Genomic DNA, 12,526 nt, shown 5'->3' with positions numbered 1-12,526 from the left:
AATTTAAGTTGTTTTGGTTATCATTTTTGAAAAATTAATAGTGTTCTCAGCTACTGTTATTGAGGAATTCGCATCGAACAAACATGTCAAAAATGTATGCTGGTGGTTAACCAGGCGATTAATTAGGGGTTAAAACATGAAATATCTTATTAACCTACTCCACTTATTATTGACAATTTTGCAATCTGAGGGCCGCGGTGCATCTAACAACCTGATCAATTACCATGAATGGGAGAATTACCTCGGAATGTGCAGAGAAGAGAAAAATGAAGTGAATTCTGTGCAAGCGCAATTACCTCAATATTTCTGCCCCCTTTTTGAAGCTATTGCTACTTTTACAGCCAGATAAGACTCGTTGGTGAGCCTTTGGTAGTCTTCAATAAATTATCTTCCGAAGTGATTTCCATTGTTAGTGCCTTATATCTTAATTTTCCTTGAATGAATCATTTAGTCCTGTTACTTCTATCGGTAATTTCTATCCAAACCAATCCTACACAGGGATTGAGGTTCAAGGACAATACCCACCCGATCGATGAGCGGACTTCCTATAATGTCTTCAATGATCAATCCGTAGAATTTTCAGGTCATTTTTCCATAGAGTTTGATCTATCACTCTACTCTACTCATCAGATAGGCTATATCCTCCGCATCAAAGACGCCAAAAACAGTACGATTTACAACCTCTTCTTTGAAGAGCAGAATGATGACCTTGTTTTCAAGTTTAATGAAGAAGGGGTAAGCAGTCTTGTTACTGCAAGACTTGACAAAGACATTTTAAATAAGGCCAGATGGATTCATGTAGGGATATCATTTAATCTTCAACAAAACCAGCTGAAGCTATCCATACAGGATCAAATCCATACCATCGAGAAATTAGATCTGCCGGATACCTACCACCCTACAGTGATCTTTGGTAAAAGTGACTACATCATAGAAGTGCCTTCTTTCGCCATCAGAGACCTCTCCATAGGAGATGGCAACAAATACACATTTCAGTTAAGCGAAGGTCGTGGCAAAGCTGTGCATGATGAGGAGGGTAATGCCATCGGATGGGTAGAAAATCCGGATTGGCTGATCAACGATGCCTATTTCTGGCGTCTAAAGCATTCATTCAAATCCAGGGCAGTAGCCGGATCGTGTCATAACCCTACTAATAATGAAATTTATTACTTCAATAAAGACACCTTATTCCAATACAATACCAAAACGGACAGGGCCAATGTCATCGTCCTCAAAAATGAATGTCCAATCAACTTTACCACTGGCACCAGCTTCATTGATGCTGAAAACAATAAATTATATGTGTATGAGGTGTATACCAACACCAACGAGCCCTCAGTGGCAAGTCTCGATCTAACCAGCTTCGAATGGAAAACAGAAAGCTATGACAAACTTCAAAAGAGGTTATTTCATCATGGGCGTTTCTTCGACGCTAAGCGTGATCGATTTGTGCTTTTCGGAGGGTTTGGGGACAAACGTTACAGCAACTCTTTTTATAGCTACAGCACGACCACCAAGGACTGGGAGGAAATTCTAACTGATCTGGAAGGAGATTTTATTTCCCCACGATACTTTGCCAGTATTAGCTATGTGGAGCAGGAACAGTCCATATACATCTTTGGAGGCATGGGCAATAAATCCGGGGACCAGATTGTGGGTAGGAAATACATGCATGACCTCTATGAGGTGAACCTGGAAACAAAGAGAACATCGAAACTCTGGGATATTCCCTGGGATAATATAGAAATGGTGCCTGTACGAAGTATGGTGATTATGGACTCCAGCTTCTACACCTTATGCTATCCGGAGCATTATACAGATTCATTTCTCAAGCTTTATCAGTACTCATTACAAGATGGGGTCTTCAAGATTCTGGGAGATTCTATCCCTATCCACTCGGATAAAATGAATACCAATGCCAACATATATTATAGCAGCAGTGAGCAAACACTTTACGCACTGGTACAGGAATTTGAAGATGATGATATTGCTTCACAGCTGAAAATCTACTCCATCGCGTTTCCCGCCGTGACAGTGGACAAACTGATGACTCAGGCGAAATCAGATAGCTCCGTGGCCACGAAGCTGATCATCCTTTTGCTCAGTATGCTATTCATCGTGATATTGGGCTACCTTCTATTGAAGAAAAGAGCAAAGTCCATAAAACAGAGAGGGTCTCGGGAGATGTCGGAGAAAGGAACCTCCCCCACTGATGAGCATAAACCCAATTCAATATTCCTGTTTGGTAATTTCACGGTTTTTGATAGGGGTGGTAAGGATATCAGCTACATGTTTAGCTCCCGACTAACAGAAATGTTTTGCCTCATACTCCAACATAGTGTGAAGGAGGGTATCAATTCAAAAAACCTGAGCAACATGCTCTGGCCAGACAAGGAGGGTGAGAAGTTGAAGAATTCACGAGGGGTGACCATCAATAATTTGAGAAAAGTGCTCTCGGAACTAGATGGTATAGAATTGATCTATGAAAATGGATACTACCGACTCACACATACTCCAGAACTACACTGTGACTATATCAATTTTGTGGAAATCCTCTCCTCCAATAAGTTAGCCGAACATCAGGAGTCTTTTGCCCAAATCGTTTCTCGCGGTAAGTTCTTAAACAACCTTAATGAACCAATATTTGATTCATTTAAGACATCTACCGAAAGAAAATTGGAACCAATCCTGATTGTGGAGATCGAAAAAAGCTATTCTTCCGGGTTATTCCTGACGAGCATCGCCTTATCCAAGGCTTTGTTTGAAATAGACCCACTAAGCGATGTGGCCCTGGAGTATCAAATAAAGTCCCTACAAAACATGGAAAGAAGAGATGAGGCCTTAATCAAGTATAACGAGTTCCTCATCAGATACAGAAAAGTAATGAAGCAGGATTATCCTAAACAATTCAAAATTTGACATACAGCATCTAATCTACCGGATGATTAGTAGGACCACCTGAAAACCACCAAACCACTTTTTAGAAATTCTTCCTCTGAGCTTTTCTGATCAGGAGAACCGTAGGAACGATGGTCCAAATCAAAAGCATACACCAGGAAGCAATCAACCCCAAACTGGTGCCAAAAAATCGCTGAAACAAAGCTCCGGTATAACCCAGCAAGGCTGAAATATCCAACTTCAACAAGATCATGATTCTGGATAAATCAATTGGATTCAAAAAGCTCGCAATCAAAGCAAAATTATCTAGAGGATACTCTGCAAACACCATCATGGACAAGAGCACCAGACCATCATAAATCACCGCAAAAAACAACCACATCAGTATGGCGCAGCCAAAGCCCTTAATCTTGTTAGAATTGAACAGAGCAATACAGATAGAAAGGGCCACGAAGATGAAGGTCAACAAAGTACCAGAAGTGAGCAATAGGATAAAATTGGCTATTTCGCCAGAGCGAAAAATACCGTAGGCCAGAAAAGGAAGACCCAACCCTAGGACAAGGCTTAGTGACAATGAAATGGATATACCCAAATACTGCCCCAGAAAAATCACAGAACGCTTCACAGGTTGGGCAAGTAAAAGCTCTGTAAACTCTCTGGAATTGTAAAAATACATCACCCCAAAAATGGTCCCAATCATGGGTGTGAGCACCACTATCACATTCATCAAGGTGATGATGCCTTTGGACAGATCGTTGTTCAGAAACAGAAGCACAGACCCCAGCAGTAGGTAAAAAGCCAGGTATATAAAACTCCACCTACTCCGCGTCAAATCAGAAAAACTATATTTTAAAATCTTGATCATGGTTCCAGAATTCTCGCTATCGCGTGTTCTAAATCTACACTGTCAGTTTTGGACTTCAGGTCTGTGACGGTCCCTTTGAAGTAGATATTGCCCTCTAGTAAAAACACCACTTCGTCGGCAAGCTCTTCTACCAGGCTCATGATGTGAGAAGTGATCAAAATGAGCTTACCCTTTGACTTTTCCTTATTGATGAGTTCCTTCAACCGGATCAGTGAGACCGGATCAAGACCTGCTGTGGGTTCGTCCAGTATGATCACCGGGCTGTCAAACATAAAGGTCAATACGATATTGACCTTCTGCCTGGTACCTCCGGACAGATCTCCCAGTTTCTTCTCCATAAATTTCTCCATCCCAAAGAGTTCAATCAGTGGCTCCGGGCTGGCGGGTTCGTTGCGAATGTCAGTGATCATCGCCAGTATCTCTCTTACCTTCAGGTTATCCGGGAAACGAGCAATCTGCGGCAGATAACCAATATGCTTTCTGTATGCATGAGACCCCGCTATATCTTTTTGCTGATAAAAGATATGGCCACCGTCAGGAATCACCATGCCAAGCAAAATCTTTAAAAATGTGGTTTTTCCAGAGCCATTCGGCCCCAGGATTGCAACTATCCCGCCTTTGCTGATCTCAAAGTTGAGGTTTTTCAGTACCTGAAGGTTACCGAAGGACTTCCTAATATTGGTCACTGTAATCATCTGAATATTCGCATTGAAGGTGTCTGATCTACCAGGTCGGCGGGAGTAAAAGCCGGAGAGACTTTTTCCGAAAAATTGATGATGTCCACAAAAAGACTTCTGAGCAGCACTATGGTCTCCGGAGTTCTATTCACCACATAAGAGAATAGCTTCACGGGACGGTACGGCACATCTCCACTCCCATCTTTGTCCAGGTCATAGCCGCTGTAGGCGCTCCAAAAGTTACCATTGAAGGTATTGTCATTCATTTTGGAGTTGTACGACACATCAAAGGAGTTGCCAATAAAGTTGTTGGCAGTAAATGCATTGGCATAGCAGCCCCCGGACACTTTTACTGCCCAACCATTCTGCTTAAAGGTATTGCCCGAGTACGTTACTCTCGCCGATCCATCCACATATACCCCAATGGTATTTTCCTGAAAGGTGTTGTTCTGTACTTCCCCATCATAAATCTCCTTGAGCAACAGTCCGTACGAGGCGGTTCCCCAGTTATCCATGAACCTGTTTTGCTCCATTCTGATCCATTTGGAAAACATCACCGCTACACCTGCCCCATTATGCTGAAAAGTGTTGCCCCTATACTCATCATGATTTGAAAACATAAAGTGCAAACCATACCGAACATTGAAGTGTGTTTTGTTATCAGTCACATAGCTCTCATCTACAAACTCCAGATAAATCCCATCCCGCATCCCTTTTACTTCGTTTGACTCGATTTGCATGTGATCACAATTCCAAAGATGAATTCCATTGCCGGACTGATCTTCCTGAGTGGCCGTTCCTGTCACTTTGTTTCCTAGTATGGTTCCTCCAGTTGATTTTTCTATCAGTATCCCAAAAAATGACTGGCTCACCTGATTATTTTCGATCCAAATACCCGAAGTATTATAAGCATAAATCGCAGCAAAGTCCTTGGTGTAACTCCTTCCTGAATTGGTGATGGTAAAACCATACACCACAATGCTATCAGCCAATAACCTGAGCACATAACTTTCATTGGCTCCATCAAGGATGGCTCCCGAATCCCCAATCAACGTAATGGGTTTATCGATGGTCAGGTTTTTGCAAACGTATGTCCCGCGCTGAACCCTCACCGTATCTTTTGCCCTGGCATGCCTTACTGCCTCCGCTACACTGGTAATGGCACAATCACCACAAACCGACGTAACAGACGCACGACTCACCAGAGAAGTGAATAGGATAATTAGCATGATACAACGTTCTCGTCTCATGTGTTACTGTGATTAAAACATGTATCTGATTCCTGAATTGATGGTGAAGGATTCGGTCATTTGAATCCCCCGAACACTTCTATAAATCGGGGTTCCTAGTTCCATTCCCAATTTTACGTTTTTTAAAGAGGTGACCGACGCTGGAAAACCAACGTTAACTCCTGCGAAAACATTGACCTGTTCACTGCCGGAATTCTCCACATTGGAGGGTGGAGCCATCATCGGATTTAGATCTGAATCTATCCCGGATATCTTATGCTGGAGAATAAGCTCCGTCCGGCCCACCAAACCCAACCAATTATCCGGAGTATAAACAAACCAGCTGTTCAGACCATACTGATTGCCCAGCCGGTAGGAGGATCTGTTTTCTCCGATTCTCAGCAAGGCCATAGGCTGAACACCCAAACCTACCTTTTCAAACGCCACTTTATACGTAGCACCAAGATTCAAATCGGTGGTTCCTGAGCCAATTTGCATGGCATAAGGGAGTTTCATATTGTCGGACATTGGCGTGTTATCCGATTGATCATAAGACCCTGTTGGTAGGCTTATCCCAATATTGAGGTGAAGCGATGAACCAGTCTTGGCAATCAGGCTGTAAAGGGCTGACAGTTTCAGGTCGCCCAACCCGAAACTCCTGGTTTGATAGCTCATTTCTGACATAGGCATTGCCTGATGGTTCATGGCATTCATGTCCATCTCACGCCAGATCAATGGTTGCATCATGGCGAGGGTCAGCCGATCGGTGGGGGCATACATCACACCTAGCATGTACATGCTCATCCTCATTTGCTGAGGGGCGGCGTGGTACTGAGTATAAACCTCCTCATTGCTGACTGATTTCGTTCCTGTCTGGTTTCCACTCATTTGCATAAACATGGAGCGCACACTGACCATCCAGCCACCTTGATGATGCACATGGTCGCCCATAACACCGATGGGACCGTATGCATCTCCCCGATGATGGTGGTCTGGGTGATTGATCACTCCAAATCGCGAACCTTCAAACTGCCGTAAGAGCTCGGTCCAGGTGAAAATATCCCCTCCCATCTGTGTCTGGATGTTTTGGACCTCCTGCAAATTCGAATAAGCAGACAGGTAAGCACCCATTGGGCTTGGTATGGCACTACTTTTTATATAAAAAGCATCCTTTGCCTCTATCCACCCATTGGATCTGGAGTAGTCCGTAACCAAAAGCTGGCTGAAAGACGCTTCATCATGCACTTTCAAATAATTCACCAGGCATTCGATCGCATCAAAGGTTTGTGTTCGATGATCAGCATCCACAGCGAGTGCAACAAAGCTTCGGTCCCGGATCAACATGCCGCAGTGTTTGCACAAATCCTGATCAATGTTCACGCTTTGAGCAAAGACCACAGTGCTCATCAGATATATCAGTAAAAAGAAGGAGCGAATCATGGCATTTCAATTTGATATTTCGAATTGGTTTTGGAGTTGGGTCCATTCCAGGGTCTGTCCACCAACTGAATGATGAGTTTTATCCCTGGATTGGGTGGTCGAGAAAGCACTCAGGTAGGCTCCCATCGGACTTGGAATCTTATCACTAATGAGGTAACTGGCTTTTATAGCATCGGTGAGCTTGCCAGGATTCTGGTAGTCAGCCACGAGGTGATATTGTATGGCCGGTCGGTCCCAATCCTTCAGATCATTCAGCATACACTCTATGGCATCATACTTATATACACGCCCTTTCTCAGTCACCATTTGTGCAGCGTGCTGTTTGTCCACAATGGTCATCCTGCAAAAATCACAAGCATCCTGTCCGTAATGAATAGGCTCAGGGCCCGGTTGGCAAGAACTGAGCAATTGCGAAACGAGAAAAATCAACACGACCAATGCCGAGTTTTTCAGAGCCGCCAAATAGCGCTTAGACTTTGACTTTTTCCCTACAAAGTAAGCCACAGCCGCTAGCGTCATGCCTATTCCCAGTAGGATACCCCCGAGCCTCGGATAAGAAAAAGCATCGAAATTGAGCAGCTTCTTATGTCCAATGAGCGGTGGATTGTATTGCATGGGTGTTCCATCCGGATTGACCAGTTTTAAGATCGCATTGGGATCCAGGTCCGTACCGTATGCCACCAGCCACAGGTTGAAATCGTAGATACCAAGGGCTCCCAACGCACTCATAGTGAGAAACCAGATGAGAAACCATATCGGTCTTATTTTTCCAAGGAAGCCCAGCAGCCCTATCAATACCCCCAGAGAAGCCATGGCCATCACCACTTTGGGAAAAACCGAAAACTCCCACATCTCTTCAGGTTTAGGCAGTGTCTTCATGCCTATATAGTGATTAAGACCATCAATGTTCTGGATGTCAAACTCACTTTCACCCTGGAGTCCGTTGACATAAATATCTATGCCCAGCGGTTCAGGATACTGTGGTGCTCCCAGCCGGATGTTCCACATGGGAAAAACGAATAGCCCCAACAACATCACGCTTCCAATAATCATTAATATGCTTGCCTTCTTCATTTTGTTGCTTTTTTGCAAGTACTCATTGTGTGATCAAGACGAGTGGTTAAAATCAACTGAATCGTCCATTTTAACCACTCGCTTTTAATCAATCATCTAAAGACCAGCTTAACTCGAGATCGGAATTTGCCGGAGAAACACGCACGTAGCCTTGCATTTCCTGATGCAGTGCGGAGCAAAAGTCCGTACAATAGAACGGCCATACACCCACACGCTTAGGCTCCCAAAGCGAGGTTTTGGTTTGACCAGGCATGATCAGTATTTCAGATGTACCCTGACCGATCATAGAAAAACCATGTGGCACATCAAAGTCCTGCTCGTGGTTGGTGATGTGGAAGTAGACCTTGTCACCTACTTTGATGCCTTCTATATTGTCAGGTGTAAAGTGACTTCTGATGGTAGACATGTAAATGTGCACCTCGTTTCCGGTTCTTTCCACCCTGGCTTCAGCAGGGCTCTTTATAGCGTAAGGGTGATTGTTTTCATCCAATCGATAGATCTTTTTGGAGTTGTTCACCAAAAGCTCAGCATTACAACCTGCCGCATAGTGAGGCTCACCGTGAGTCGGAAAATCATACAGCAGCTCCATTTTTTCCCCGGTGATGTCATATATCTGCGCAGAGTGTTCCATTTCAGGACCCGTTGGAAGGTATCGATCTTTGGTGATTTTGTTCATCGCCACCAGGTACTTGCCATGTGGCTTTCGGGAGTTTCCTCCAGGAATCATCAGGTGCCCCACAGAGTAGTAGGTAGGCTTTCTGTCTATGACCTCCCAGGTTCCCAATTTCCATTTCACCACTTCTGAAGAAATAAAGAAGGTAGTATAGGCGTTGCCCCGACCATCAAACTCTGTGTGCAATGGCCCCAGGCCTCCGCTGCTTACGGTACCAGCCAGCACATCCTGGTAATTCAAAATCGGGATGCCATATGCTTCTCCATCAAACTTTTCAGCTTTGATAGCCGCGAGCATTTTATCAAAAGAGTGAACAGTAAGATCCGCTGAAAGCTTACCCGAGCCAATAATGTACTGGCCAGTAGGGTCCACATCACATCCATGTGGTGATTTTGGGGTTGGTAAAAAATAGATCGCTCCCGGTACTTCTGCGGGGTCTACGGTCAGTACCTCCTTATTCATGGTAGAAGTAGCCGTGTGTGTAGATTCATCATACACATTGTGGGCATACCTGGTAGACATTTTCTTTCCTCCTCCGTTGTTCACATATGCTTCTATCATTTTCCAGTTCACCGCCGCTATGAAGTCCTTGTCATTTTGCGAGGCGTTTACTTCCAACAGGGTGTTTGCTTCCTCTGTGTTGTAAGTAGAAAAGAAAAACCAACCGTGAGATTTGTCTCTTCCCGGGTGAGATAAATCGTAATTAAATCCCGGCATTAAGAGTTGAAATTTTATCTCCATGTGCCCATGCTCCGGCTCAACTGATATAAAGGTCAATGCCCCTTTGAAATTGCTCTTGTACTCACTGATCGGTATGTCCCTTTGAGGTACCGGAACAGAGAAACGTGTTCCGGCCACCACATACTCGGTATTTTCAGTGATAAAAGAGGAGCTATGGTTACCCGCACTGTTGGGTACTTCTATGATCTCCTCGGTCTCAAAAGTACTGAGACTGATCCTGGCAATTCGGGGTGTGTTGTTTCCATTGGCAAAAATCCACCTGCCGTCCAGCTCACCATTAGTCTGTGAAATATCCGGATGGTGCAAATCATCCCAGGGTACAAAACCAAACGAAGTGTTCAGCATGGGTTTGGTCTCTTCTGAATACCCATACCCGGAAGTGGGAAACTGTGAAAAGACAGGGATTTCTTTGAACATTCTGCCCGATGGCAATCCATACACGGTCAGGTTGCCGCTGTATCCACCAGACAAAAAGGCATACTGCTCGTCCCTTTCACCCGGGGCTATGTACACCTTCTCAGCTACGTTACTGCTGAGGGCACTTTTTCCATTGCTACCCGATTGGCCACATGAGGTGATCAATATGAAGGCACCAACTATAAAGACATTGGATAATACTGATATAGTTTTCATTTTAATCTGTTGTTTTAGTTAGACGCAATCACTTTATCAATGACATGTATGATCCCATTGGAGGTGGATATAGTGGCCAGAATATTGGCTCCCCCCACTGATACATTATCACCGTCAACTTTTACCTCCAGATAGTCTCCGGTGGCCATGTAAATTTTTCTCCCCTTACTTGCCTCCCTTTTGAGCGCTTCCAGGTCAAAAGACCCTGGTGCGGCGTGCCGTGTGAGGGTAGTGGCCAGATCGCTTTTGTTTTCAGGCTTCAGCAGGTTTTCTACCACCCCTTCCGGCAATAAGTTGAATGCCTCATTGGTAGGTGCAAAAACTGTGAGGGGACCGGCATTTACCAAAACATGCTCTATTTGGGCAGCCTCCACAGCTGCTACCAGCGTGGTATGCGCATCAGAAGCTACGGCTACCTGTAGGATATTCCTGTCTGAAACATTATCCGAGACAGAGGCTTGTCCTTTAGGATGACTCGTTGCTGCCGAAGTGGCCTGATCGTCTGTACGCTCAGTATTACCTGATGAACAGGAGAGCATCACTCCCATGGCCAGTACGGCCATCATTGACATAATTGATTTAGTTTTCATCATCATATGATTTAGTTGCTACAATGTCCTGAAGTACTCCAGGACGGATCTTGCTTCTTCTTCCGATAGGTTTTGATTGGCCATAGGAGACCCGTTATATTCCATCAATAACTTCTTCGCGATGGCGTCCTCCTGAACCATTTTTCCCGGATCCAGGATCATGTTCATCACCCAGGCGGGGTTTCTTCTAGACAAAATGTCCTTAGGTGATGGACCAATGAACTTCTTATCCACTTTGTGGCAGGCAGTACATTTAGATTCAAATATTTCCTGGCCCTTGGCTACCAGTTGCTGGTCTACTTCTGTGGGCAGTGTGAATGCCTTCACAGGACCTACTCCGTGAAATTGCTTCCAGTTTTCGTATGGATCGGATGGCTCCACTTTCGATTGCTCTTTGATTTGCTCAATCCGGCTTTTACCTCCGCCACCACAGGCCGAAAGCAACACCAAAAACGAAGCGGCAATAAGGTATTGATTTAGAATTTTCATGATTATTGGGGTTTATGAATTACTGAATGAGAATTCCCTGAACAGTTTTCTGGCCTCCGGAAATAAGATGTTGTTTTCCAGGTGAATGTGCTTGTGTAAATCTTCTTCAAACTCCTTGAGCATGGCATATGCCACCTTGTAGGTTTGACATCCATCCGGAGGACATTCATAACCACCGGTCAATTCTGCAATCTGACGAAACCTGAAGCCCTCTTCTTCGTGCTCCTGCTCCATCATCTGAATGGGGTTTTCAATATCTCCAAAATGAGGCTTTGATAAGGGAAACTCTTTTGCCTTTGCCTGTACCATCGCCTTGATGTAAGGAAAGAGTATCTGCTCTTCCTTAGTCATGTGATCGAGCAATGCCTGGGAGCCCTTGGCAAACAAATCATTGACCGAATGCAGCTCTGGGTGTCGATCACCGTGCACTGTGCACAGTTTCTCCAAATAAGCCCTGAGCGCCGGCACAGTAGCCCAAACATAACTGTGATGCATGCTCACAATGGTGTCAATGAGCTTATCAAGGTCTAGTTCCTGATAGTTCATAGTATCTGGGGTCTGGAAGGTCGCTTCCAACTCCTCCAGCACCCTATCCAAATCCACATTGTTTCTGGTGCAGGCCTCTTCCAGAGAGATACCCCCGCCACAGCAGAAATCTATGTGGTGCGAAGAGAATACCCGGGAGGTTCTGAAGTTAGATGCTACGATGACCCCCACTTTTGATTTTGCTAGATTTTTCATATTTGAGATTTAAAGACTCTTTTATCCTTTATTGAAATAAATTTTTATGTCCTCAAAAACCGATTTCCTTCAATTACTCCACCTTTCAGGTCCGATAGGTAGGTTGTTGTCAATACACCTTTCAAATGGTCTCTGATGGCGATAAACTTATCATGTGCCGGGCAAGGGTGCTCTCCTGAGCATTCCTTAAGGCCCAGTACGCAGCTTTTCACGAGGTGCTCACCGTCTATGGCCGTTACCACTTCCATTAGGGTAATGTCACGGCCTGCCACTTTGAAGCCTCCATTCGGCCCCCTCAATGACTCCAATAAGCCTGCTCTTACCAGTTGCTGCAATATTTTGGCTGTATAGGCCTCCGGAGAATCTATTGCTCCGGCTATGTCCTTCAAACCAGCCAACTTCCCCGCTTCCGTGACAGAACAGAGATAAATCATGACTTTTAGTGCATACTCACAAGCTTTCGAAAACATTTTTGT

Annotated in this window: 11 protein-coding genes; 1 reads left to right on the top strand and 10 read right to left on the bottom strand. The window is 44.6% G+C overall.

Annotation, left to right across the window (positions count from 1 at the left end; genetic code table 11):
• Positions 1-438 precede the first annotated feature (438 nt).
• Positions 439-2,919 (top strand): Kelch repeat-containing protein, encoded by a 2,481-nt coding sequence (locus ACHKAR_RS14400; protein ID WP_395418038.1) that lies wholly within the window; start codon positions 439-441, stop codon positions 2,917-2,919.
• 61 nt (positions 2,920-2,980) lie between these two features.
• Here ACHKAR_RS14400 and ACHKAR_RS14395 read toward each other — a convergent pair whose 3' ends face one another.
• The 10 genes from ACHKAR_RS14395 to ACHKAR_RS14350 all read right to left on the bottom strand — a co-directional run bounded on the left by ACHKAR_RS14395 (position 2,981) and on the right by ACHKAR_RS14350 (position 12,520).
• Entirely contained in the window at positions 2,981-3,763 is a 783-nt protein-coding gene (locus ACHKAR_RS14395; protein WP_395418037.1) for an ABC transporter permease, read from the bottom strand.
• Positions 3,760-4,458 carry an ABC transporter ATP-binding protein gene (locus ACHKAR_RS14390; RefSeq protein WP_395418036.1) on the bottom strand — a complete coding sequence of 233 codons (699 nt, stop codon included), beginning with the start codon at positions 4,456-4,458 and terminating at the stop codon, positions 3,760-3,762. Before ACHKAR_RS14390 ends, ACHKAR_RS14395 begins: the two co-directional genes overlap by 4 nt.
• Entirely contained in the window at positions 4,455-5,690 is a 1,236-nt protein-coding gene (locus ACHKAR_RS14385) for a nitrous oxide reductase family maturation protein NosD (RefSeq protein ID WP_395418034.1), read from the bottom strand. The genes ACHKAR_RS14390 and ACHKAR_RS14385 overlap by 4 nt, the downstream gene beginning before the upstream one ends.
• Positions 5,691-5,702: 12 nt before the next feature.
• Positions 5,703-7,109: a nitrous oxide reductase accessory protein NosL gene (locus ACHKAR_RS14380; RefSeq protein WP_395418033.1), complete on the bottom strand. Its 1,407-nt coding sequence runs from the start codon at positions 7,107-7,109 to the stop codon at positions 5,703-5,705.
• A 6-nt stretch (positions 7,110-7,115) separates the two neighbouring features.
• Complete coding sequence (locus ACHKAR_RS14375; protein ID WP_159582376.1) at positions 7,116-8,183, bottom strand: nitrous oxide reductase accessory protein NosL; 1,068 nt, start codon at positions 8,181-8,183, stop codon at positions 7,116-7,118.
• Positions 8,184-8,271: 88 nt separating this feature from the next.
• Positions 8,272-10,230, bottom strand: coding sequence for a Sec-dependent nitrous-oxide reductase (gene nosZ, locus ACHKAR_RS14370; protein WP_159582375.1), 1,959 nt, complete (start codon positions 10,228-10,230; stop codon positions 8,272-8,274).
• 14 nt (positions 10,231-10,244) lie between these two features.
• The gene (locus tag ACHKAR_RS14365) at positions 10,245-10,820 is read right to left on the bottom strand and encodes a fasciclin domain-containing protein (protein WP_159582374.1); all 576 of its coding nucleotides are present in this window, start codon (positions 10,818-10,820) and stop codon (positions 10,245-10,247) included.
• Between the two features lie 18 nt (positions 10,821-10,838).
• Positions 10,839-11,309, bottom strand: a complete 471-nt coding sequence (locus ACHKAR_RS14360; RefSeq protein WP_159582373.1) for a c-type cytochrome — start codon at positions 11,307-11,309, stop codon at positions 10,839-10,841.
• Between the two features lie 12 nt (positions 11,310-11,321).
• On the bottom strand, positions 11,322-12,050 hold the full coding sequence (gene ric / locus ACHKAR_RS14355) for an iron-sulfur cluster repair di-iron protein (protein WP_395418030.1): 729 nt from the start codon (positions 12,048-12,050) through the stop codon (positions 11,322-11,324).
• A gap of 44 nt (positions 12,051-12,094) precedes the next feature.
• Entirely contained in the window at positions 12,095-12,520 is a 426-nt protein-coding gene (locus ACHKAR_RS14350) for an RrF2 family transcriptional regulator (protein WP_395418028.1), read from the bottom strand.
• Positions 12,521-12,526: the final 6 nt, after the last annotated feature.

It is taken from the genome of Marinoscillum luteum, assembly GCF_044005705.1.
Classification (GTDB): Bacteria; Bacteroidota; Bacteroidia; order Cytophagales; family Cyclobacteriaceae; genus Marinoscillum; species Marinoscillum luteum.
The sequence above is the reverse complement of the archived record's forward strand: the minus strand, read 5'-3'. Positions and strand labels throughout refer to the sequence as shown.